The sequence below is a fragment of the Fructilactobacillus lindneri DSM 20690 = JCM 11027 genome (assembly GCF_002907375.1).
Lineage (GTDB): Bacteria > Bacillota > Bacilli > Lactobacillales > Lactobacillaceae > Fructilactobacillus > Fructilactobacillus lindneri.
Map to the genome: position 1 here is coordinate 77,996 of NZ_MIYK01000001.1, position 22,144 is coordinate 100,139.

The 22,144-nt window shown below is 35.1% G+C and carries 24 protein-coding genes and 1 tRNA gene; 19 read left to right on the forward strand and 6 right to left on the reverse strand.

Features of this window, described 5'->3' with window-relative positions; translation table 11 throughout:
• Nucleotides 1-35 precede the first annotated feature (35 nt).
• The gene (gene clpP, locus BHU33_RS00415; protein WP_054646431.1) at nucleotides 36-629 is read right to left on the reverse strand and encodes an ATP-dependent Clp endopeptidase proteolytic subunit ClpP; all 594 of its coding nucleotides are present in this window, start codon (nucleotides 627-629) and stop codon (nucleotides 36-38) included.
• 213 nt (nucleotides 630-842) lie between these two features.
• Nucleotides 843-914 (reverse strand) — tRNA-Arg (locus BHU33_RS00420).
• A 260-nt stretch (nucleotides 915-1,174) separates the two neighbouring features.
• Here BHU33_RS00420 and gap point away from each other — a divergent pair.
• The 12 genes from gap to BHU33_RS00480 all read left to right on the forward strand — a co-directional run bounded on the left by gap (nucleotide 1,175) and on the right by BHU33_RS00480 (nucleotide 13,097).
• Nucleotides 1,175-2,179 (forward strand): type I glyceraldehyde-3-phosphate dehydrogenase, encoded by a 1,005-nt coding sequence (gene gap / locus BHU33_RS00425; RefSeq protein WP_054646432.1) that lies wholly within the window; start codon nucleotides 1,175-1,177, stop codon nucleotides 2,177-2,179.
• Nucleotides 2,180-2,275: 96 nt separating this feature from the next.
• Nucleotides 2,276-3,496 (forward strand): phosphoglycerate kinase, encoded by a 1,221-nt coding sequence (locus tag BHU33_RS00430; RefSeq protein ID WP_054646433.1) that lies wholly within the window; start codon nucleotides 2,276-2,278, stop codon nucleotides 3,494-3,496.
• A gap of 114 nt (nucleotides 3,497-3,610) precedes the next feature.
• Nucleotides 3,611-4,372 carry a triose-phosphate isomerase gene (tpiA, locus tag BHU33_RS00435; protein WP_054646434.1) on the forward strand — a complete coding sequence of 254 codons (762 nt, stop codon included), beginning with the start codon at nucleotides 3,611-3,613 and terminating at the stop codon, nucleotides 4,370-4,372.
• Between the two features lie 91 nt (nucleotides 4,373-4,463).
• Nucleotides 4,464-5,783 carry a phosphopyruvate hydratase gene (gene eno, locus BHU33_RS00440; protein ID WP_054646435.1) on the forward strand — a complete coding sequence of 440 codons (1,320 nt, stop codon included), beginning with the start codon at nucleotides 4,464-4,466 and terminating at the stop codon, nucleotides 5,781-5,783.
• Between the two features lie 108 nt (nucleotides 5,784-5,891).
• Nucleotides 5,892-7,070, forward strand: coding sequence for a hypothetical protein (locus tag BHU33_RS00445; protein WP_054646436.1), 1,179 nt, complete (start codon nucleotides 5,892-5,894; stop codon nucleotides 7,068-7,070).
• Between the two features lie 175 nt (nucleotides 7,071-7,245).
• The gene (gene secG, locus BHU33_RS00450) at nucleotides 7,246-7,482 is read left to right on the forward strand and encodes a preprotein translocase subunit SecG (protein ID WP_054646437.1); all 237 of its coding nucleotides are present in this window, start codon (nucleotides 7,246-7,248) and stop codon (nucleotides 7,480-7,482) included.
• A 125-nt stretch (nucleotides 7,483-7,607) separates the two neighbouring features.
• A complete protein-coding gene (gene rnr / locus BHU33_RS00455; protein ID WP_054646438.1) occupies nucleotides 7,608-9,896 on the forward strand; it encodes a ribonuclease R in 2,289 nt (762 codons plus the stop codon).
• 13 nt (nucleotides 9,897-9,909) lie between these two features.
• A complete protein-coding gene (smpB, locus tag BHU33_RS00460; protein ID WP_054646439.1) occupies nucleotides 9,910-10,383 on the forward strand; it encodes an SsrA-binding protein SmpB in 474 nt (157 codons plus the stop codon).
• Between the two features lie 65 nt (nucleotides 10,384-10,448).
• Entirely contained in the window at nucleotides 10,449-11,141 is a 693-nt protein-coding gene (locus tag BHU33_RS00465; protein ID WP_054646440.1) for a uracil-DNA glycosylase, read from the forward strand.
• Nucleotides 11,142-11,158: 17 nt separating this feature from the next.
• A complete protein-coding gene (pta, locus tag BHU33_RS00470; RefSeq protein WP_054646441.1) occupies nucleotides 11,159-12,133 on the forward strand; it encodes a phosphate acetyltransferase in 975 nt (324 codons plus the stop codon).
• A gap of 9 nt (nucleotides 12,134-12,142) precedes the next feature.
• A complete protein-coding gene (tsaE, locus tag BHU33_RS00475) occupies nucleotides 12,143-12,619 on the forward strand; it encodes a tRNA (adenosine(37)-N6)-threonylcarbamoyltransferase complex ATPase subunit type 1 TsaE (protein ID WP_054646442.1) in 477 nt (158 codons plus the stop codon).
• Entirely contained in the window at nucleotides 12,612-13,097 is a 486-nt protein-coding gene (locus BHU33_RS00480) for a GNAT family N-acetyltransferase (RefSeq protein ID WP_054646443.1), read from the forward strand. The genes tsaE and BHU33_RS00480 overlap by 8 nt, the downstream gene beginning before the upstream one ends.
• Before the next feature lie 11 nt (nucleotides 13,098-13,108).
• On the opposite strand, the gene BHU33_RS00485 is transcribed toward BHU33_RS00480, so the two are convergent.
• Complete coding sequence (locus BHU33_RS00485) at nucleotides 13,109-13,642, reverse strand: 3'-5' exonuclease (protein WP_054646444.1); 534 nt, start codon at nucleotides 13,640-13,642, stop codon at nucleotides 13,109-13,111.
• A 17-nt stretch (nucleotides 13,643-13,659) separates the two neighbouring features.
• The gene (locus BHU33_RS00490) at nucleotides 13,660-14,424 is read right to left on the reverse strand and encodes an exodeoxyribonuclease III (RefSeq protein ID WP_054646445.1); all 765 of its coding nucleotides are present in this window, start codon (nucleotides 14,422-14,424) and stop codon (nucleotides 13,660-13,662) included.
• A gap of 110 nt (nucleotides 14,425-14,534) precedes the next feature.
• On the opposite strand from BHU33_RS00490, the gene murB reads away from it, so the two are divergent.
• Complete coding sequence (gene murB / locus BHU33_RS00495) at nucleotides 14,535-15,437, forward strand: UDP-N-acetylmuramate dehydrogenase (protein ID WP_056997665.1); 903 nt, start codon at nucleotides 14,535-14,537, stop codon at nucleotides 15,435-15,437.
• A 96-nt stretch (nucleotides 15,438-15,533) separates the two neighbouring features.
• Here the strand turns inward: murB and BHU33_RS00500 are convergent, their stop codons facing one another.
• Entirely contained in the window at nucleotides 15,534-16,184 is a 651-nt protein-coding gene (locus BHU33_RS00500) for a DUF1361 domain-containing protein (RefSeq protein WP_056997664.1), read from the reverse strand.
• Nucleotides 16,185-16,355: 171 nt separating this feature from the next.
• On the opposite strand from BHU33_RS00500, the gene cdaA reads away from it, so the two are divergent.
• The 6 genes from cdaA (at nucleotide 16,356) to BHU33_RS00530 (ending at nucleotide 21,013) form a co-directional block, all read left to right on the forward strand.
• Nucleotides 16,356-17,204 carry a diadenylate cyclase CdaA gene (gene cdaA / locus BHU33_RS00505; protein WP_180993506.1) on the forward strand — a complete coding sequence of 283 codons (849 nt, stop codon included), beginning with the start codon at nucleotides 16,356-16,358 and terminating at the stop codon, nucleotides 17,202-17,204.
• Nucleotides 17,201-17,917 (forward strand): CdaR family protein, encoded by a 717-nt coding sequence (locus tag BHU33_RS00510; protein ID WP_054646446.1) that lies wholly within the window; start codon nucleotides 17,201-17,203, stop codon nucleotides 17,915-17,917. Before cdaA ends, BHU33_RS00510 begins: the two co-directional genes overlap by 4 nt.
• Nucleotides 17,918-17,944: 27 nt before the next feature.
• A complete protein-coding gene (gene glmM / locus BHU33_RS00515; protein ID WP_054646447.1) occupies nucleotides 17,945-19,291 on the forward strand; it encodes a phosphoglucosamine mutase in 1,347 nt (448 codons plus the stop codon).
• 471 nt (nucleotides 19,292-19,762) lie between these two features.
• On the forward strand, nucleotides 19,763-20,332 hold the full coding sequence (locus BHU33_RS00520; protein WP_054646448.1) for a L,D-transpeptidase family protein: 570 nt from the start codon (nucleotides 19,763-19,765) through the stop codon (nucleotides 20,330-20,332).
• A 167-nt stretch (nucleotides 20,333-20,499) separates the two neighbouring features.
• A complete protein-coding gene (locus BHU33_RS00525; RefSeq protein ID WP_054646449.1) occupies nucleotides 20,500-20,763 on the forward strand; it encodes a type II toxin-antitoxin system Phd/YefM family antitoxin in 264 nt (87 codons plus the stop codon).
• On the forward strand, nucleotides 20,756-21,013 hold the full coding sequence (locus tag BHU33_RS00530; protein ID WP_103422766.1) for a Txe/YoeB family addiction module toxin: 258 nt from the start codon (nucleotides 20,756-20,758) through the stop codon (nucleotides 21,011-21,013). Before BHU33_RS00525 ends, BHU33_RS00530 begins: the two co-directional genes overlap by 8 nt.
• A 38-nt stretch (nucleotides 21,014-21,051) precedes the next feature.
• Here the strand turns inward: BHU33_RS00530 and BHU33_RS00535 are convergent, their stop codons facing one another.
• Nucleotides 21,052-22,050, reverse strand: a complete 999-nt coding sequence (locus BHU33_RS00535; protein WP_054646451.1) for a LacI family DNA-binding transcriptional regulator — start codon at nucleotides 22,048-22,050, stop codon at nucleotides 21,052-21,054.
• Nucleotides 22,051-22,144: the final 94 nt, after the last annotated feature.

The window sequence follows — 22,144 nt, forward strand, 5'->3', positions numbered from 1 at the left end:
ACTTCAAAAAATGAAGTATCGCTATTTTTATGAAACTATTTTTTATCGTCGCTATTTGTCATAATCCCATCAATCAAACCATAATCAACAGCTTGTTGAGCACTAAGATAATTATCCCGTTCTGTATCACGATCAATTTTTTCAAGTGGTTGACCAGAATGTTCAGCCAGTAATTTATTAATCATCTTTCTAGCACGTAAAATTTCTTTGGCCGCAATTTCAATTTCAGTTTGCTGACCTTGAGCTCCACCAGAAGGTTGGTGAATCATGACTTGAGCATGAGGTAAAGCAAAACGTTTACCTTTTGCACCAGCAGTGGCAAGAACACTGGCCATTGAAGCAGCCATTCCCATTACGATTGTCTGAACATCAGCTTTGATGAAGTTCATTGTGTCATAAATTGCCATTCCGGATGTAATTACACCACCTGGAGAGTTAATGTATAGGTAAATATCTTTGTCTGAATCTTGAGCATCTAAGAATAATAATTGAGCAATAACAGCATTTGCCATGTTATCTTCGATTTCACCAGAAAGCATAATAATACGATCTTTTAAAAGTCGAGAGTAGATGTCGTATGCTCGTTCGCCTTGAGGCGAGTTTTCAACAACAGTTGGTACTAAAGGCATAGTATTTCTCCTCCTAATTTACATAGTAATAAATTTATAATCTAAATTCGTGCATTAATCTTACAATATAGGTCAATCAAGGTCAATTAATTACCCTTGTGGATGATTCTGGTAATTATAACCAAGCTTATTGTTATTTAAAATAGTTATTTAAAAAAAATAAAAAACCTCCAATTAATAGAGGCTTTAAATTGAGACTAATAATATTTTATATGCGCTCCGAGGGAATCGAACTCTCATCTCAAGAACCGGAATCTTACGTGCTATCCATTACACTAGGAGCGCAGTATATTAAGTATAATTTGTTGCAATACCTATCATATCCGAAAATCAGCAAAGATTCAAGATTAGATTTACAGGTGTTTTAGTTGCAATCAAATTCCCATTTGCTATACTAAAAATCGTGGTAGATTTATTTTATGCCATGTTTAATTATCTAATTTTATTGAATTTTGTTGCGATGAAATCGCTGACATTTGCCAATAAAATGTGGTAATATTAAGTTGTATTATAAATTAGATATTCCTTAAAGGAGGAAACCTATTATGACTGTAAAAATTGGTATTAATGGTTTCGGAAGAATTGGTCGTCTTGCATTCAGACGTATCCATGAATTAGGTTCAAAGGACATTGAAGTTGCAGCAATCAACGATTTAACTACACCTTCTATGTTAGCTTACTTATTAAAATATGATTCTGTCCATGGTCGTTTCCCTGGTAAAGTTGAATCAACTGAAGATGCTATCGTGGTTGATGGCAAACGTATCCCTGTATATGCTGAACGCAATGCTAAGGATATTCCTTGGGTTAAAAACGACGGTGTTGACTTTGTACTTGAATGTACTGGTTTCTACACTTCAAAAGAAAAAGCACAAGCTCACTTGGATGCCGGTGCTAAACGTGTCTTGATTTCAGCACCTGCTGGTGATGTTACTACTATCGTACCTGGCGTTAACGAAGGTACTTTACGTAAAGATGATCACATTGTATCAGCTGGTTCATGTACCACTAACTGTTTAGCTCCTATGGCTTACTGGTTAAACAAAGAATTTGGACTTAAAGTTGGTACTATGACTACTGTTCATGCTTACACTGCAACTCAAGCTCTTCAAGATGGACCTCGTTCAGCTAAGGTACAAAATGACCGTGCCGCTGCTATTAACACTGTTCCACATAGTTCAGGTGCTGCTAAGGCTATCGGTCTTGTTATCCCAGAACTTGATGGTGTTTTAAAAGGACATGCACAACGTGTTGCTGTTGCTGATGGTTCATTAACTGAATTAGTATCTATTTTAGACAAGAAAGTTACTGTTGATGATATTAACGATGCTATGAAGAAACATGAAAGTGAAGCATATGGCTACACTGATGATTACATTGTTTCATCAGATATCATTGGTAACTCACATGGTTCAGTATTTGATCCAGGTCAGACTGAAATCACTGAGAGTGGTGATACTCAATTAGTTAAAACTGTTGCATGGTATGATAACGAATGGGGCTTCACTTGTAACATGGTTCGTACTTTATTGAAATTTGCTACAATGTAATTTAAATCTATTCTTTAGATTTTGATTAAAAAGGGCGGAGGAGGTTATTACTCCTTCGCTTTTTCTTTATAAAATAATTCATTAGGAGGAATCATAATGAGTAAATTAATTATTGATGATTTAGACTTAAAAGGTAAAGATGTCTTAATGCGGGTCGATTTTAATGTTCCGATTAAAGACGGTGTTGTTGGTGATGATAACCGAATCGTTGCTGCTTTACCTTCAATCGAATGGGTAATTGATCATGGTGGTAAAGCCATTCTTTTCTCTCATTTGGGCAGAATTAAATCTGAAGACGACAAACCCGGTTTATCACTTCGTCCGGTTGCTGAAAAACTTTCAAAATTATTGGATAAACCAGTTATTTTTGTCCCAGTAAATGAAGGTCCACAACTTGAAGAAGCAATTGATAACATGAAAGATGGACAAGTATTGTTAGCTGAAAATACTAGATATCAAGATGTAGTTGATGGTAAACAAGTTAAACGTGAATCTGGCAACGATCCTAAATTAGGTCAATACTGGGCTTCACTTGGTGATGTTTTCGTCAACGATGCTTTTGGTACCGCGCACAGAAGTCATGCTTCTAACGTTGGGATTGCTACTGCAATGGAAAAAGCTGGCAAACCAGTTGCTGCTGGATTCTTACTTGAAAAAGAAATCAAATTCTTAGGTAACGCTGTTGATAATCCTAAACGTCCATTTGTTGCAATTTTAGGTGGTGCCAAAGTTTCTGATAAGATTGGTGTAATTGATCATTTATTAGACAAAGCTGATAAGATTATTATCGGTGGAGGAATGACTTATACTTTCTATGCTGCTAAAGGAATTGGAATTGGTAATTCACTTGTTGAAAAAGACAAGATTGATGTTGCTAAGGAAATTCTTGAAAAGGGTGGCGACAAGATTGTATTACCTGTCGACTCTGTTTGTGCTGATGCATTTTCAAACGATGCTCAAACAAAGATTGTTGATGGTTCAATTCCTGATGGATGGATGGGATTAGACATTGGTCCTAAATCAATCAAACTCTTTGAAGAAGTTCTTTCAGATGCTAAAACTGTTGTTTGGAATGGACCTATGGGTGTCTTTGAAATGCCTAAATTTGCTGAAGGTACTTTAGCAATCGGTCGTTTCTTAGGTAACTTAAAGGATGCTACTACTATCGTTGGTGGTGGTGATTCAACTGCTGCCGTTAAGCAATTAGGTGTAGCTGACAAACTTACCCACATCTCAACTGGTGGGGGAGCTTCACTTGAATACCTTGAAGGAAAGACTCTTCCTGGAATTGCCTGTGTATCTAATAAAAAAGATTAATTTTTAAAAAAGCTGTCAGAGTTATTCTGGCAGTTTTTTTGTGACGTTGTTTACTAGTTATTTTTGAAAAACTCAGCTAGAATAAAAGATAACAACACGAGAGGAGGGATAAATATGCGAATTCCTTTTATTGGCGGTAACTGGAAAATGAATTTATCTCTAGATACTGCAGTTCAATTTGTAAAAGAAATTAAAGATCAATTACCTCCAGCCGATAAGGTTGAAACAGCAATTGCTGCTTCTCCTTTATTTTTAGAATCAATGCTGCAAAACAACCAAGACAGCCCATTATTTGTTACGGCTGAAAATTGTTTCTATAAGGATGAAGGCGCTTATACTGGTGAAGTTAGTCCTAAAGCGTTGAGTCAAATGGGGATTCAATATGTAATTGTGGGTCATTCCGAGCGACGTAATTATTTTAATGAAACTAACGATATTATTAATAAAAAAGTTCATGCGGTGATTCGGAACCATATGAAACCGATTATTTGTTGCGATGAAACTATGGGTCGTTTTGAAAATGGTGACCACTTTTCTTGGGTAGTTAATCAAGTTACTGCTGCATTACACGGTGTTGATGAAACGGATGCTGAAGATATTGTGATTGCTTATGAACCAAGTTGGGCAATTGGTACTGGACATAGTGCTTCAACTGAAGAGGCAGAAGAAGGTTGTTATTTGATTCGCCAAACTTTGGCTGATATCTATTCAGATGAAACAGCTGATAAGATTCGAATTTTGTATGGCGGAAGTGTCACGCAGGAAAATATTGCTGCTTTGATGAAAGAGCCAGATATTGATGGAGTATTAGCAGGAAAAGCAAGTTTGAATCCAAAAGAATTTGTCAAACTTGCCAATTATCAAACTCTAAAATAAATGTTTAAATTCATTGCATTGGGCTTTTTAAAAATGTAGAATTTAGATGTATTATTAAATAGTTTTAAATAGATTACTAAGGAGATTTATTATGTCAATTATTTCTGATGTATATGCACGCGAAGTTTTAGATTCACGTGGTAATCCAACAGTTGAAGCAGAAGTTTACACAGAAGACGGTGCTATGGGACGCGGAATTGTTCCTTCCGGTGCATCTACTGGTGAACATGAAGCTGTTGAATTGCGTGACGGTAACAAAGATAGATACATGGGTAAAGGTGTTACAAAGGCTGTTGCCAATGTTAACGACAAAATTGCCAAGGAAGTTATTGGTTACGATGTTACAGATCAATTAGGCATTGACCAAGCTATGATTAAGCTTGATGGAACTCCTAACAAAGCAAAATTAGGTGCTAACGCAATCTTGGCAGTATCAATTGCCGTTGCTAGAGCAGCTGCTGATGAACTTGGTACTCCTTTGTACAACTACTTAGGTGGTTTCGATGCTCATGTTTTACCTACTCCAATGATGAACGTTATCAATGGTGGAAAGCATGCTAACAACAAGGTTGATTTCCAAGAATTCATAATTATGCCGGTTGGTGCTCCTACATTTAGAGAAGCTGTAAGAATGGGATCAGAAACTTTCCATAACTTAAAAGCTATTTTAAATGAAAAAGGTTACTCAACTGCTGTTGGTGATGAAGGTGGATTTGCTCCTAACTTGAAGAACAACGAAGAACCATTTGAGATTCTAGTTGAAGCAATCAAACGTGCTGGTTATAAACCTGGTAAAGATATTTGTATCGCCTTTGACTGTGCTGCATCAGAATTTTACGATCCAGAGACTAAGAAATATAACTTAGTTGGTGATGGTAGATCATACACTGCATCAGAATTTGTTGATTTACTTGACTCAATTGTTGACAAATATCCAATCATTTCAATCGAAGATCCTTTGGATGAAAACGAATGGGAAGACTGGAGAATTGCTACTGAAAAACTTGGTAAAAAAGTGCAAATTGTTGGTGATGACTTATTTGTTACTAACACTGAATATCTTGAAAAAGGTATTAACATGCACGTTGCAAACTCAATTCTTATCAAACTTAACCAAATCGGTACTTTAACTGAAACAGTTAACGCTGTTAACATGGCTAAAGAAGCCGGATACACTGCTATCATTTCACACCGTTCTGGTGAAACTGAAGATACTACTATTGCTGACTTAGTTGTTGCAATGAATAGTGGTCAAATCAAGACTGGTTCAATGAGTCGTGGTGAAAGAATTGCTAAGTACAACCAATTAATGAGAATCGAAGATCAATTAGGTTCTGTTGCGGTTTACAAAGGTATCAATGCTTTCTACAATTTAGATCACCAAGCACGTGAAAACATTATGAGTAAATAATATTTATTATTATTTTAAGAACTTCTAGTCCAGCTAGAAGTTCTTTTTTTCTACAAATTTTTAACTTTTTTACGTATCTTCTTACACAAACTTAAAGGAGATTATAAGATGAAAAAGCAAGCATATATTTTAGGAACAAGTTTATTGGTAATGAGTGGGTTAACTTTTGCGACCACGATTAGCGCATCTGCACAAATTTTTGATGTTTCAGCTCGTCAATTTTTTAAAGATAAAGATGGTAAGATAAATTCACAATATCGCTTTGATTTTACAACAGTAGATGCTAAATCAGCTAAAGATATTCAAGCACCTCCTTTACCTGGATATCATCTAAAACCAGGATCTAAAATGTTGGTTGCTGGATCTGATGCGGTTATTTTTGATTATGAAAAAAATGAAGAAGTGACAACACCAACACCAACACCAACACCAACAACTAACCCAGGTATACCCACCGAGAATTCAAAACAAATAGATAACTCTAAAACAATTCCAGTTGAAAAAGAACATCAAGATAAAGCTGATAATGAAGCAAAAATAGAAACTACAACTGATGACAAATTAGAAAGTAAAACAGATAAAACTGAAAAAAAGCAAAACAATTCAATTAAATCAGATGAATCAAATCAATCCAAAGACGATAATCTTCAAGTAAAAAAGTCGGACAACGTAAAAACTGAAATAGTTGATAAAACAGAATCTAAAGATGATAAAGTACAGGAACAACAAGAAAATTCAAAATCAGTACATGATTCCTTAGTAAGGGAAACTAAAAATGAAAACAAAGACAAAGCAATTGATAAATCAAAAATAAATTTAGTTGGCGATAATAAGATGGAATCTAAAATAAATAAAAGCGAAAAGCCTTCTGAAAAAAACCCAGCAGCTATTACTGAAATTCCTTCTAAGTCAATTAAGCAGATTCCAGCAGCAGATAAAAATTCAAAATCTACTTTAACCAAACAGAGTGATGCTTTAATTTATACAAATAATGAAATACCAACACTTAAAACAAGTAGTCTTAATGCTAAAAACATAACAAAGGGAGTGCCTTATCAACCCATTAACGATAGTAAATCACTTAAAAATTATGTAAAAGATGCTCCAGCAGTTACAGAAATTAAAGTAGCTAATAATCATGATTTTTTAAAAGAACATGGTGAAATGACGCCATCCGTGACATTACAATCAGTAAAAGGAAAAACAGTCAAAATAAAAAATAAAAAATTGAAAGATATTAATGGAACGCAAAGTAAAACCGAAAAAGCAAAATTGCCTGCGTTATGAGAAAACAATCATGCCTCAAAAATGATGCTATTAGTTTTAGGAATATTAAGCTTAATGGTAATTTTATTTAATAAAGTAAGAACCAAAAATAAAGATTAGATTTATAAAATGAAATGTGCTATAATAGTAGTTAAGAATTAATAGGCCTTTTTTAATGTGGCTAGGAGGAATTTTTTTGACTAACTTCTTAATGATATTATTATGGATTGTTAGTGTACTGATTATTGGTGCAGTTTTAATGCAACCATCCAAAAATAATGATGCAATGTCATCATTTACTGGTGGAGCTAGCGACCTATTTTCAGAATCAAAGTCTCGTGGCTTTGAGTCATTTATCCAAAGAGTAACAGTAGTATTAGGTATTTTGTTTTTTGGAATCGCATTGATTTTGATGTGGATGTCACAACATTAATGAAAAAGCTCCTGTGTATTCGCAGGAGCTTTTTATTATAATATGGTTTGTTAAAATTATGTAATAAAATAAAGATGTCTTATAATAAAGATGTTTTATAAGTAGAAATAGAAGAGGAAAAAACATTGCAAGAAAATAAATTAAAAACTGAAATAGAAACAGAATTAAAATCACATCCTAATGAGGGATTTGATGTAGAAAAAATTGCTGATGCATTAGATTATCATGGATCATCAGCATTTAAATTAATTGTTCAAGCATTAGCTGAACTAGAAAGAGACCGTACTGTTGTAGTAACAACAGATGGTAGCTTTAAAATTAACCCAAGTGAGTTGAAGATTGAAAGAATTTTCCATTCTAACTCAAAGGGATTTGGATTCGTGGCATATGATGATGATCTTCAAGATGCTTTCATTGCCCCTGATGATACTATGAATGCGATGAACTTGGATAAAGTGGAAATTCAAATTATCAAACCAGCCGGTAAAGGTTCAGATCGTGGACCACAAGCAAAAGTTGTTAAAATTATTGAACGTCATTATGATCACGTGGTTGGAGAATTTTTCAAAACACGTGAAGATAATGGCTACATAGGTCAACTTAAAGTTAAAGACAAAAAGTTAGATGGAATTAGATGTTATGTTGCTGATGCAGGATTACATCCAACTCCAGGCGAAATTGTAACAGCTGATATTACTGAATATTCTAATGCCAAAACTCCAGATGCAATGGTAGTAGTTGCTAAACAAGTAATTGGTAGCGTTGATGATCCCGGAATCAACATTTTACAAATTGTGTATTCTCATGATGTACCATCTCAATTTCCAGAAGACGTTTTACAAGAAGCCGATGCAATTCCTGATCATGTCTTACCTGAAGAAATTAAAGGCAGAGAAGATATTACTGATCAAGATTTGGTGACTATTGATGCTGAAGAATCAAAGGATTTAGATGATGCCGTAACTGCATGGAAATTACCTAATGGTAACTACCATCTTGGTGTTCATATTGCCGATGTTAGTCATTATGTTAAGCAGGGTAGTCTGTTAGATCGTGAAGCATACAAACGTGGAACCTCAGTTTATTTAACTGATCGGGTAATTCCAATGTTGCCTAGACGACTTTCAAATGGAATTTGTTCTTTAAATGAAGGAGAACTTCGTTTATGTATGAGTTGTGATATGGAAATCAATCCACAAGGTAAAGTTGTTAAATCACGAATCCACCCTAGTGTAATGCGGTCTAAAGCACGGATGACTTATAACGCAGTTAACGCTATTTTGGAATCAAAAGATGATGAGACTAAAAAGAAATATGCTGATTTGGTACCAATGTTTGAAACCATGGGTGAATTGCATAAAATTCTTTATAAAGCACGTCGACGTCGTGGTGCCATTGATTTTAACGATGACGAAGCAAAAATCATTGTTAATGAAAAAGGACATCCAATTGACATTGTTGTTCGTCATCGTGGAACTGCTGAACGACTAATTGAATCATTTATGTTGGCAGCAAATGAAACTGTGGCAGAAACTTATCATAAAGCCAAAGTTCCGTTCATTTACCGAGTGCATGAAACTCCAGATGCAACCAAGGTGAAAGAATTTTTTGAATTCTTAACTGGTTTTGGAATCAATGTTAAAGCTGATCCAGATCATTTAGAACCTAAAACTTTACAAAATATTTTAACCAAGGTTGAAGGAACTCCTGAAGAAGGGGTAGTTTCTGTGATGATGCTTCGTAGTATGCAACAAGCTAAATATAGTGACAAATGCACTGGTCACTTTGGTTTGGGAGCTAAATACTATACTCATTTTACTTCACCAATTCGTCGTTATCCTGATTTGTTTATTCACCGTTTGATTCATTACTACGAAGACAATGGAATTAACGACAAAACTAGAGAAACATATGCTGGTAAAGTGGGCGAAGTTGCACTACATTGTTCAGAAACAGAACGTCGTGGTGTTGATACTGAACGTGACGTTGATGCAATGATGAAGGCTGAATATATGAGTGACCGTATTGGACAAGAATTTGACGGAGTAGTCAGTTCTGTAATGAAATTTGGTGCTTTCGTCGAACTTCCTAACACAGTTGAAGGGTTAGTTCATATTAGTCGCTTGAAAGATGACTACTATCAATATGTTGAAAAATTCATGGCATTAGTAGGACGGAGTACGAAGCGGACTTTCAAGATTGGTCAAGACGTAAGAGTTAAGTGTGTAGGTGTTGATACTGATCAAAACACGGTTGATTTTGAGATTGTTCATCCAGAAAATACTCCAACTAGTGATTTGTTGCCTAAAAAAACACACAATGAATATACTGGACCAGTTATGAAATCTAAGAATTCAAAAAATAATAAAGGGAAAAAAGATTCACATAAATTCACGATTCAAAAGCATAAATAAGGGATGAGTGAAAATGGCTAAAAAGAAACGTAAGCCTAATGATAATAATGTAATGGCAACAAATCGTAAGGCTCGTCATGATTATTTCATTGAACAGACTTATGAAGCTGGAATTTCTCTCACTGGAACTGAGATTAAATCGGTTAGAGAGCGCCGTCTAAATTTAAAAGACGGATTTGTTTCAATCCGCAATGGTGAAGCCTATTTAATGAATGTTCATATCAATGAATATTCAGAAGGGAATCAATTTAACCATGATCCGTTGCGAAATCGTAAGTTGTTATTGCAAAAAAAAGAAATTAAACATTTAGCCGACGCGGTCCAAACTAAAGGAATTACGGTTGTGCCTTTAAAAGTCTATATTAAGCACAATTTTGCTAAAGTATTGATTGGCGTTGCTAAAGGTAAACATGAGTATGATAAACGTGAAACGATTAAACAACGAGATCAAAAACGGCAAATTGATCGGGTTATGAAACATTATTAAAAGAACGAGAATTCTCGTTCTTTTTTTGTATCTGATTATGTTAAAATATTCACGAGGTGAAAAAAGTGAAGCAATTTATTGATAATGATTGGTGGCCTGTGCTTGAGCCGGAGTTTGAAAAACCGTATTATCAAAAGTTACGAAAATTTTTGGTAGAAGAATATAATAATCATACGATTTATCCAGCAATGCAACGGATTTTTCAAGCATTTGAATGGACGCCATTTAGTAAAACGAAAGTTGTTATTTTAGGTCAAGATCCATATCATGGTCCTCATCAAGCAATTGGTCTCAGTTTTGCAGTTGAACCAAGTGTTCCGGTTCCTCCTTCACTTCGTAATATTTATAAGGAACTAGATCATGATTTGGGTATCAAGCCGGTAAATCATGGTTATCTCAAAAGTTGGGCAGATCAGGGAGTTTTATTACTTAATTCTGTTTTGACAGTTCGAGATGGATTAGCTTTTTCGCATCAAGGAAAAGGTTGGGAGCAACTCACTGATTATGCAATTGAGCAGTTGTCAAAACGTCCTGAGCCAGTAGTATTTATTTTATGGGGGAGAGCAGCTCGCAATAAAATTAAATTGATTGACACCAAAACGAATATTGTCATTCAGTCTGCTCACCCAAGTCCCTTGTCGGCTAATCGAGGATTTTTTGGATCGCGTCCATTTTCAAAAACCAATGCAGCTCTTGAAGCAATGGGTGAAAAACCAATTAATTGGCAACTACCAGAACATGTTACGATAAGTAATTAAACTAATAGGAGAAAATTATGGAATTATTCGATAGTTTAAAAGCAAAAATTAAAGGTAAAGATATTAAATTAGTATTTCCTGAAGGAGAAGATAAAAGAATTGTTGAAGCAGCTAGTCGTTTAGCACAAGAAAACTTAGCAATTCCTGTTTTATTAGGTGATGAAGCAAAAATTAAAGCTGTTGCCGAAGACTTAGGTGTTAGTTTGGATGGAGTTAAGCTAGTTGATATTAGTAAAGTTCCAAATGATGAAGTTCAGCAATTGGTTCAAGCCATCGTTGCACGTCGAAAAGGGAAAACATCTACTTCTCAGGCTTTAGAATGGCTAAAAGATCCTAACCATTTTGGAACGGCTTTGGTTTATACTGATGTCGTTGACGGGATGGTTTCAGGTGCTGCACATCCTACTGGTGATACTGTTCGTCCTGCTTTACAAATTATTAAAACTAAACCCGACGTTAATTTGATTAGTGGAGCATTTGTAATGCAACGCGGCGATGAACGCTATTTATTTGCTGATTGTGCTATTAATATTGATCCTAACGAAGAACAATTAGCAGAGATTGCTGTCGAAAGTGGCAAAACTGCCCAATTATTCGATATTGATCCTCGAGTTGCCTTGCTTAGTTTTTCAACTAAAGGATCTGCTAAGAGTCCAGAAGTTGAAAAAGTCCAAAAAGCAACTGAATTGGCGCAGAAATTAGATCCAGAAATGCCAATTGATGGTGAATTACAATTTGATGCTGCCATTGTTCCTAAAGTTGCGGAATCAAAAGCACCTGATTCTGATGTGGCTGGAAAAGCAACTGTTTTCGTCTTTCCTGAATTACAATCTGGAAACATTGGCTACAAAATTGCGCAACGATTGGGCGGATTTGAAGCTATTGGACCAATTCTTCAAGGGTTAAACAAACCGGTTTCTGACTTATCTCGTGGCTGTAATAGTGAAGATGCTTATAAAGTAGCAATCATTACAGCTGCTCAGACTCTTTAGGATTCAATTATGATAAAACTAAAAGTAAATAGTCCTGAGCAGACCCAAAAAATCGGACAAAATTTGGCAAGCCAGTTACAAGCAGGCGATGTTTTATTGTTAGATGGTGAATTGGGAGCTGGGAAAACGACTTTTACCAAAGGATTAGCTCAAGGACTAGGGATTAAACGAAACATTAAAAGTCCAACTTTTACGATTGTGAGAGAATACCAAGCTGGCCGATTACCGTTGTATCATATGGATGTTTATCGCTTAGAAGCAGGTGGTAGTGATGAACTTGGACTTGATGAATATTTTAATGGTGATGGAGTTAGTGTTGTAGAGTGGTCGCAATTTGCCGAGGATGAATTACCACAAAATTATCTGCGTTTGAAGTTTATGCGGAATGATGATTTAAGTGAGAATGATCGTACGATTGAAATTACAGCTCATGGGCAGCATTTTGAAACTATTTTAAATTCGGGAGTGTTTGCTTTAAATGAGTGAAGAAGTTGAAATTAAGATACGAGCAGCTAAATCAGACGATGCGCAAAATGTTTTAGCGTTGTTAACTCAGCTTAAAGCTGAATCAGCTAATTTTGTAATTGCAGATGATCTTGAAAAAGTAACGGCAGCTGATGAACGGGAAGAGATTACTAAAATCAATGCTTCCGGTACGAATCTAATCCTATTAGCCACAGCTGGAAACAAGTTAATTGCAATTGCTACCGTTGATGAAATTAAAGCTGCAACCGGTGAATTAGGCATCGCGGTCTTACATGATTATCAAGGAATAGGTCTAGGAACGGCAATGATTGAGACCATAATTGACTGGGTTAAATATGATAGTCGCTTAGATGATTTAAGTTTATCAGTCCTAAAAAGTAATTCTAAAGCCTTTTCTTTATATCAAAAATTAGGATTTGTAGTAACTAGTCAAAATGAAAAATTAATTGAAATGAAACTAAAAAAAGACCGATATTAATCGGTCTTTTTTTAGATATTTGTAATAAAAGATTTTAATACAGCATTGCCAAATTGTTGATGCTGATGAATTAAAATATTTGCACATGCCAAGCTATCATCAAGTGCATTATGATGATGTTCTAACTCAATCCCTAATTCGCTGCTAACCGTATTTAATTTATGGTTAGGAAACTGTGGGAAAAATTTACGAGAAGTTTTAACGGTATCTAAAGTTTGATAATGAGGCATTGGCAATCGATAGCGTTCAATACTTTTTCTTAAAACACTATTATCGAAGCGATTATTATGTGCCACTACTAGTCGATTTCGCTTAAAGAATGGCTTAATAATCTCCCAAATCTCTGGGAAAATCGGGGCATCTACGACATCCTCGCTGTGAATTCCATGGACATTTACATTTCGCCAGTTAAAATCAGTTTCAGGATTGATTAAGGAATAAAATTCATCAACCACCTGATCATTTCTAACGACAGTTAAGGCTACCGAACAGGCACTAGCCCGCTGACTAGCAGCTGTTTCAAAATCAATTGCAACAAAATTCATGTGTCATGTCACCCCAATTAAGCTTGTAAATTGTCAATGACTAGTTGAACTGGACAGTGGTCAGAGCCTTCCACAGTATCAAGAATATTTGCAACTCTAACATCTTTAACCAATGGATCGGAGATGATGAAATAATCAAGTCGCCATCCATGATTATCGCGGCGCGCATGTCCACGATAACTCCAAAAGGTATAACGAGTTTCAGTTGGATGTAATTTTCTAAAGATATCACAAAAACCGCTATCTAATAATTCTGTAAATTGATCACGTTCTACTTTGGTGTAACCGGGTGCCTCATGATGTTCATCGGGATTAAAGATGTCGATGGGGTCATGAGCAATGTTTAAATCACCGCCAATTACCACGTTTTTCTTTTGCTTAAGGTTATCAACAAATTTAATAAATTTTTCATCCCATACTTCTTTTTCAGCCAGATGTTGTAATTCTTCGCCAGCAACTGGAGCATAAACGTTTACGAGGTAAAAGTCTGCATATTCAAGCGTGATGGTGCGACCTTCCGGATCAAGATCGTTTCCATCCAGACCATAAGCCACACTGATTGGTTTATGTTTCGTAAAAACCGCTGTTCCCGCATAACCGGGTCGTTCGGCAGAATCCCAGTATTGGTAATATTCGTCAGGAATAGCTAGTTTAATTTCGTCAGGAGCCACTCTGGTTTCCTGCACGTTAAAGAAATCAGCATCGGCAGCATTGAAAAATTCATAAAAGTTCTTTTTGACAATTGCACGCATTCCATTGACATTCCAAGAAATAAAATTCATTTGATGACCTCCTAGATTTTTTCTCTATTATATCACGATTGGGAAAGGCAAATGGTTTTCGCTGTCTGTGCGTGCTAAAATAGAAAAAGACGATTGAAAGGATAGATAAAATGGCAACTGACATACGTGATAAATTTAAAAATATTAAAATTTTAAAAGATGAACCATTAGCAAATTATTCTTGGACTGAAACGGGAGGGAAGGCTGATTATCTAGCTTTTCCTCGTTCTTACGAAGAAACGGAACAATTATTAAACTACGCTAATGAGATTAAGATGCCGCTAACAGTTTTAGGAAATGCTAGTAATCTGATTGTACGTGATGGCGGGATTCGTGGCTTAACGATGATTTTGAAAGAAATGAATCATATCCATGTCGATGGTGACCGGGTAATGGCCGAAGCCGGAGCAGCTTATGTAGATACCACTAAAGTAGCCCAACAACACAGTTTAACCGGATTAGAATTTGCAGCTGGAATTCCTGGTAGTATTGGTGGCGGAGTTTATATGAATGCTGGTGCTTATGGCGGAGAAACTGACCATGTTTTAGAAACCGCTACGGTACTGACAGAAGCAGGTAATATTGAAGTATTTACTAATGAAGAACTTGAGTTTGGCTATCGTCACAGTAAAATTCAGGATACGCATGGGATTGTCCTAGCAGCGACTTTTAAACTTGAAAAAGGGAATCCAATTTTGATTCAACATGAAATGGATCATCTTAACTATCTTAGAAAATCAAAGCAGCCTTTGGAATACCCATCTTGTGGAAGTGTTTTCAAGCGTCCTAAAGGGCATTTTGCTGGGAAATTAATTCATGATGCTGGTTTGCAAGGTTATCGATATGGCGGAGCAGAGGTTTCTAAAAAGCATGCCGGCTTTATTGTAAATGTCGATCACGCAACGGCAACCGATTATCTTCAAGTGATTAAGCATGTGCAAGAAACGGTGTACCAAGCTTCCGGAATTCATTTGCAGACTGAAGTCCGCATTATCGGTGAAGCAGCAAAATAATTAAAAAGATTAACACTTATCATGTTAATCTTTTTTACTGGCTAAAAATTGCAATAAAAAAATCCTTAAAACTTAATTTAAGGATTTTACGGATACTTATTTGGATTCAGGTGTGATGATGGTATAAATCCAATAAATAACTAATTGAGCAATCGTCATTAAGATGACAAAGATAATCATTTGCCTGGTCCACATGGTCATGAACAGCTTCGCGTAAAACTTAGGTTTAATGATCAGATAAACGGTATGAACACGTAAGAAACGACCAATGAATAATCCCACGGAACTTAGCCCAATCAAAATACATGTAGTAATAAAATCAGTGAATTGATTTTTGATATGTAATTTGGCATTCATCGCTTTGGCAACGTGAATTAACCCCCAAAAACCAATGAAAGCACAAGCTAATGCACTGATTAACAAACAAGTATATAAGAACCAAATGTGACTGTCTAACTTGAGCATTCCGTTGATATTGTTGGGATGCAGCCATGACAAATGTAACAGATCAGTTAAAATATATGGTGCGTTTGGATAAAATAACAACCATATTATTGTTAACAACCAAAAAATGAGCGGATTTTGTTTGGGATTATCGCCGATATGAAAACTTAATTCAATCGGGATATAACCTAAAAAGGTATTTAAAAGTAAAAAACCAAACAAAGAATCCTTGATAAAAATCTTAATGAACACTAACCAGATTAGAAAAAATAATCTAACTTGCCATTTTTTATTTCTTGTCATAAAAATCACCTCAAAATGTCTTACTTAAATTAAACCGCAAATCTAAGTAAAAAACTATTAATTTGTATGAATTAATCCAAACTTAGTAAATGTTTCATTGCTCTCTACCTATTAAAATGGGATTGGAGAGTGATATAATTATTATGAATAAAAGCAGGGGGAACAATGTTGATGGGAATCGATTGGGGTAATATATTAACCTTACATAATTTAAGCAATATCTTAGATGTACTGGTCGTTTGGGTACTGATTTATGAATTAATCATGTTACTGCGCGGTACACGTTCAATTCAACTTTTACGTGGAATTGTAATTTTGATTTTAGCCAAAGTTATCAGTTTGTATTTAGGTTTGACAATGACTTCCTGGATTTTGGATCAGGTTATCAACTGGGGAGTAATCGGTTGTATCGTAATCTTTCAACCGGAAATTAGGCGTGGATTAGAAAAATTAGGCCGACGCTCAGTTTTTAAACAGTCACAACAACAGAATGCCAAGGCTGAAAAGCTGATTAAAGCTCTTAATGGTGCAATTCAATACATGTCTAAACGACGGATTGGGGCGTTAATCGCCATTCAAATGAAAACTGGTTTAGAAGAATATATTGAAACAGGGATTCAGTTGGATGCCGATGTTTCTAGTCAGTTGCTGATTAATATTTTCATTCCAAACACTCCACTTCATGATGGGGCAGTTATCATCAAAGATGGAAGAATTGCATCTGCAGCTTCATATCTGCCATTATCACAGAGTAATTTGATTCCCAAAGAACTTGGGACTAGACATCGAGCTGCAGTTGGAATTTCAGAGGTGACTGATGCGATTACCATCGTTATTTCTGAAGAAACCGGTGAAGTATCGATTACGAGAAATAATGAATTGTTACGTGGCATGACACAAGCTGACTATTTGAAGTACCTACGCAGTCAATTAATTAATACCAATGTCAAAGACCATAAGACCCTCTTTGGAGAAATCCATGACTTCTTCATCAAACACTTTGGGGGTAAAAAATCATGAAAAAATTTTTTGAAAGTAAAGCATTTTGTTTAATTATTTCGTTAATTTTTGCTCTAGTATTATTTTTCATGGTGCACGATTACAAATTAATTAATCCCAGCGGATCAAATTATCAACAAGATGATCCGCAGTTAACCTCAAATGCGTCTAAACAAGTTGAAGTTCCCTTACAGTTAAACGTTGACTCCGATAAATATTTTGTCATCGGTTACCCCGATAAAGTAAAAGTTGATTTAAAAGGCCCTTCAGCACTCGTCACTACTACTGCGAATACGCAAAATTTCAAAGTTACTGCTGATTTAAGTAATTTGACACCGGGACGCCACGTTGTTAAACTGCAACAATCCGGGTTGAATTCAGAGCTGCATGCTAAAATTCAACCTGAGAAAATTGAGGTTAACATTCAAAACCGGGAAACTGATTCATATCCAGTAGCAGTTAAGTACCAAAAGAGTCACATTGCCACTGGCTACAAAGTTGGCAAGATTGAAAAAGATGTCGATAAAGTAAATGTTACTGGGCCTGCTGATGAAATGGATAAAATTAAAAAAGTAGTTGCTGAAGTTAATTTAACAAAAGATACCGATAAAACTTTTGATAAATCGACGGTGATTGATGCTTTAGATAGCAAGGGGAGAACTGTAAACGTAGTTATTTCTCCTTCAACCACCAAAGTAAAATTACCAATCAATAAAGATAATGAAGATAAGTAGTGTACGGAATAGAAATGGAGACGGAGTATGAAATATTTTGGAACAGATGGAATTCGCGGGGTTGCTAATCAGGAGTTAACCCCTGAATTAGCTTTTAAAGCTGGACGTGCTGGAGGTTATGCTCTTACAAAACGCAGTGCTGAAGATCATCAACCACGTGTTTTAGTTTCACGCGATACTCGGATTTCTGGACAGATGTTAGAAGATGCCTTGGTTGCTGGACTCTTGTCAGTCGGAATTGAAGTGATTCGATTGGGGATTGTTACAACTCCAGGTGTAGCATACTTAGTTCGCGATCAGAGTGCGGATGCAGGTGTCATGATTACCGCTTCGCATAATCCTGCCAAATATAACGGCATCAAGTTCTTTGGCGGTGATGGTTATAAACTTTCTGACGATATTGAAGCCGATATCGAAGATATTTTAGAAAGTAATGAGGATAATTTACCTCGACCATCAGCTAAAGGTTTAGGAACCGCTGATAGTTATACTGAGGCTGGACAGAAATATATTCATTTTCTAGCTCAAAGTATTCCAGAGAATCTAGATGGCATTAAAGTTGCAGTTGATGCTGCTAACGGTGCCACAAGTGCTTTAGTTCCACGTCTATATGCCGATTTAGGCTTGGATTTTGAAACAATGGCTACGACACCAAATGGAATCAACATTAATGATAAGGTTGGTTCAACGCATCCAGAAAAGCTACAAAAGATGGTTGTTGAAAACGGGGCTCAATTAGGCATTGCATTTGATGGCGATGGTGATCGTTGTATCGCTGTGGATGAAAAAGGAAATATCGTGGATGGCGATAAGATTATGTACATTTGTGGAAAATACATGGATGAACATGGTCGTTTGAAACACGATACCATTGTGACAACGGTTATGAGTAACCTGGGGATGTATAAAGCCATGGAAGCTCATGGAATGAAGAGTGTGAAGACCAAAGTCGGTGATCGGTATGTGGTTGAAGAAATGAATGCCAATGGCTATAATCTTGGCGGCGAACAATCTGGTCACATCGTCTTTTTAGACTTTAATACTACTGGTGATGGAATGTTAACTAGTCTTCAGTTAATGTGGATTATGAAGGAAACTGGTAAGCCGTTATCAGAATTAGCCGACGAAGTTACTAAATACCCACAAAGTTTAGTAAACGTGACATTTAAAGATAAGGCACATGCCATGGATCATCCAGAAGTTCAAGCTGAAATCAAAAAAGTCGAAGCAGAAATGAATGGAAATGGTCGGATTCTTGTCCGTCCTAGTGGAACCGAACCATTATTACGGGTAATGGTAGAGGCCTTAACGCAGGAACAAAGTAACGAATATGCACATCGGATTGCTGATGTTGTTGAAAAATACAATCAATAAATTTTAAACTTAAAATTAAAACGCCTCATAGTGATTGAAAATTAATCATTATGAGGCGTTTTTTGGCTTTTCTTTGATAGTAAAGTTCTTTTTTAAATTTAATAAAATCAATAATTTATTCTATTTTTAAGTATTAATATCATACTGTAATTAATTTAAAATTTAACTGATGTATCGACTGATTGCTAAATCTAATTTTTGAATTTGAAGTTATATGTGTGTAATTTTGTGAATTTTAGATATTAGATACTGGAATGTTAATTAGTTTTTCTTGTTTATATACTGATAGTTTCCATTATTCCTTTTAAATTATATTTATTAATTCCAGTGAATTAATAGATAAACACACTACACTTACTAAATGATGATAAATTAATTATTTAATAAGTAGTATGCAATTAATAACAAGCGCTATTAATATGCGTTATACTACGTTAGACTGATTAAATAGTTACATTAGGAGAGCCTTCAATGAGAAAAGAAACATTAAAAGTGTCGTCTTTATTTTGGTTTATTTTAGAAATTATTTTATTAGTTGGATTTCTACATCCACTTAGTGCTTCTGCGAAGCAAAAGGATGTGATGCGGACTCCGATTGCTCCAAACAAATCATCAGAAACTGTTCCATATCCCAATTTGAAAAAGAATCATAACGTTTGGGTTAAAGTCTCACTTGCAAAGCAGCGTGCTTATATTTATGACAATAAAAAGTTGTTATATACAATGTATGTATCGACTGGCAGACCAGGCAAGGAAACTAAGACGCCTACGGGAATTTTCCATATTCAAAATTTGAGAGGAAAATATTTCTACTCTGATAGGTTCAAAGAAGGAGCTTATTATTGGGTTTCTTTTGCGGAACGCGGGCTTTATTTATTTCACTCTAATCCAGTTGATAAGAATGGTAAAATTATTAAATCGGATGCCAAAGAGATTGGGAAAAAGCCAACTTCACAGGGCTGTGTTCACTTGACTAAGTCAGACGCTAAGTGGTTCTACGAAAATATTCCGACAAGAAGTAAAGTTGTGATTGAGAAATAAAAATATTTTGAAAAGGCCAAGGTTGTTTTTACAATCTTGGCCTTTTGGTATAAAAAATCTAGTTTTATGCGTATATTATTAATGTGTATTAACTATACATAATAATTTATTGCTTTAGTTTTGTTCTAATTGTACAATATTAAGTACACATGAAAGGGATGATTTTGATGGAAGCAACTACCTATTCAAACTTTAGAAATAAATTAAAAAGTTATATTGATAAAGCTACTAATGATTACGAACCAATTACAATTATTAGAAAAGATAATAGAAACGCAGTTTTAATTTCTGCCGAGGAATATAATAATATGAAAGAAAATCAATTTATTTTAGGGAACCCTAATAACTTAAAATGGCTAGAAGAAAGTAAAATGCAAGCGGAAAATGGTGATTTAGCTCACCATAAATTGCTTGAGGATGAAGATGAATAAAGAATTTACTATTAATGGCTGGAAAGATTATATTTGGTATGAAGAAAATAGTAAAAAAGATTTAAAAAGAGTAAATAAATTAATAAAAAGTATTTCTAGAACTCCTTATGAAGGATTAGGAAAACCTGAACCTCTACATGGGGATTTTAGTGGTTATTGGTCTAGAAGAGTAAATGAAAAAGATCGTATCGTTTATAAAGCTATAAATAATAAAATAATTATTTTGGCTTGTCGTACTCATTATGAATAAAATTAAAAATATTATTTATGAATATAATAAGTAGATTTTCAATCTCTATCAAACGAAGCTGGCACCTCAATCCGTTTAAAATTTGAGTTATCTGGCTTTTTTAATTGTTTTAATAACACTTTTCCAGCCGTTTCTCCCATTTTAAATGGATATTGGCGAATTACTTTAATCGTGGGATTAATAATATTAATTAAATTACTATCAGAAAAGCCGGTCATTAAAGTAGGCTGATGTTTACCGATTAATCCTGCGTACATTAGTCGTGGCAGTATTTCGATGAGCCAGCGTTCTTTAATGGCAAAAATCAAAGTTTGCGGATTTTGTTTAATTGCTTGTTTTAATTTTTTATAAGCACGAGTAAAACTAGTTTTAGACTTTCCAGAATCGATGATTTGCAACTCGGAATCGTCGTAAACTTCTTTAATTCCAGCAATTCGTTGCTTGATAGTTGAAACATTTTTGGATTCATCCGCAACTAAGATGATTTTGGAAATGTTTTTTTGTTGCTTAAAATAGCGACAGGCATCGCGAGTGATTTGTAAATTATTGGTGACGATACTAGACCAATTTGTTTCAGGAATTTCCCGATCTAGTAACACGATCGGAAAATCATCTTTAATTTCACTTTTTAAAAACTTTAAATTATTCGTCAAAGGCTGAATGATGAGTCCGGCCAACAAGTCCGTATCAAATGACAAAATATTTTGTTTTTCTTTTTGTGGACTATTTGCCGAGTTTAATAAAATGGTGTTAAAACCATGTTTTTCTAATTCTGCTGTAATCCCTTTAAACATTTCAATTGAAAAGTAATCAGTGATATCAGCCGCAGAAACCGCCACAATATGTTTTTTTTTATTTTTTAACTGGCGTGCCATGGTATTAGGGACATAGTTGTATTTATTGATCACTTTTTTAACGCGTTTGTAAGTTGTTTCAGACATTAAATCTGCTTTCCCATTTAAGTAACGAGAAACGGTTGCAGTTGAAACTTGCGCTTCTTGGGCTATTTCAGTAATAGTTATTTTTTGGTGGGTCATTTGAATCACGCTTTCTATTGCAGATTAAATTAATTCTACACGGCTTTTCCTATTTTTTATGCTGAGTTTATTGTAAAATTTAATTATGTGTTTG

What these genes read in the sequence shown, in the direction of transcription:
- smpB (WP_054646439.1), top strand. Translation starts at nt 9,910, where the DNA reads ATGGCTAAAAAGAAACGTAAGCCTAATGATAATAATGTAATGGCAACA.
- BHU33_RS00510 (WP_054646446.1), top strand. Translation starts at nt 17,201, where the DNA reads ATGAAAAAATTTTTTGAAAGTAAAGCATTTTGTTTAATTATTTCGTTA.
- BHU33_RS00430 (WP_054646433.1), top strand. Translation starts at nt 2,276, where the DNA reads ATGAGTAAATTAATTATTGATGATTTAGACTTAAAAGGTAAAGATGTC.
- BHU33_RS00500 (WP_056997664.1), bottom strand. Translation starts at nt 16,184, where the DNA reads ATGACAAGAAATAAAAAATGGCAAGTTAGATTATTTTTTCTAATCTGG.
- BHU33_RS00530 (WP_103422766.1), top strand. Translation starts at nt 20,756, where the DNA reads ATGAATAAAGAATTTACTATTAATGGCTGGAAAGATTATATTTGGTAT.
- murB (WP_056997665.1), top strand. Translation starts at nt 14,535, where the DNA reads ATGGCAACTGACATACGTGATAAATTTAAAAATATTAAAATTTTAAAA.
- clpP (WP_054646431.1), bottom strand. Translation starts at nt 629, where the DNA reads ATGCCTTTAGTACCAACTGTTGTTGAAAACTCGCCTCAAGGCGAACGA.
- glmM (WP_054646447.1), top strand. Translation starts at nt 17,945, where the DNA reads ATGAAATATTTTGGAACAGATGGAATTCGCGGGGTTGCTAATCAGGAG.
- BHU33_RS00480 (WP_054646443.1), top strand. Translation starts at nt 12,612, where the DNA reads ATGAGTGAAGAAGTTGAAATTAAGATACGAGCAGCTAAATCAGACGAT.
- BHU33_RS00535 (WP_054646451.1), bottom strand. Translation starts at nt 22,050, where the DNA reads ATGACCCACCAAAAAATAACTATTACTGAAATAGCCCAAGAAGCGCAA.
- eno (WP_054646435.1), top strand. Translation starts at nt 4,464, where the DNA reads ATGTCAATTATTTCTGATGTATATGCACGCGAAGTTTTAGATTCACGT.
- tsaE (WP_054646442.1), top strand. Translation starts at nt 12,143, where the DNA reads ATGATAAAACTAAAAGTAAATAGTCCTGAGCAGACCCAAAAAATCGGA.
- tpiA (WP_054646434.1), top strand. Translation starts at nt 3,611, where the DNA reads ATGCGAATTCCTTTTATTGGCGGTAACTGGAAAATGAATTTATCTCTA.
- pta (WP_054646441.1), top strand. Translation starts at nt 11,159, where the DNA reads ATGGAATTATTCGATAGTTTAAAAGCAAAAATTAAAGGTAAAGATATT.
- cdaA (WP_180993506.1), top strand. Translation starts at nt 16,356, where the DNA reads ATGGGAATCGATTGGGGTAATATATTAACCTTACATAATTTAAGCAAT.
- BHU33_RS00525 (WP_054646449.1), top strand. Translation starts at nt 20,500, where the DNA reads ATGGAAGCAACTACCTATTCAAACTTTAGAAATAAATTAAAAAGTTAT.
- BHU33_RS00485 (WP_054646444.1), bottom strand. Translation starts at nt 13,642, where the DNA reads ATGAATTTTGTTGCAATTGATTTTGAAACAGCTGCTAGTCAGCGGGCT.
- gap (WP_054646432.1), top strand. Translation starts at nt 1,175, where the DNA reads ATGACTGTAAAAATTGGTATTAATGGTTTCGGAAGAATTGGTCGTCTT.
- BHU33_RS00490 (WP_054646445.1), bottom strand. Translation starts at nt 14,424, where the DNA reads ATGAATTTTATTTCTTGGAATGTCAATGGAATGCGTGCAATTGTCAAA.
- BHU33_RS00445 (WP_054646436.1), top strand. Translation starts at nt 5,892, where the DNA reads ATGAAAAAGCAAGCATATATTTTAGGAACAAGTTTATTGGTAATGAGT.
- BHU33_RS00520 (WP_054646448.1), top strand. Translation starts at nt 19,763, where the DNA reads ATGAGAAAAGAAACATTAAAAGTGTCGTCTTTATTTTGGTTTATTTTA.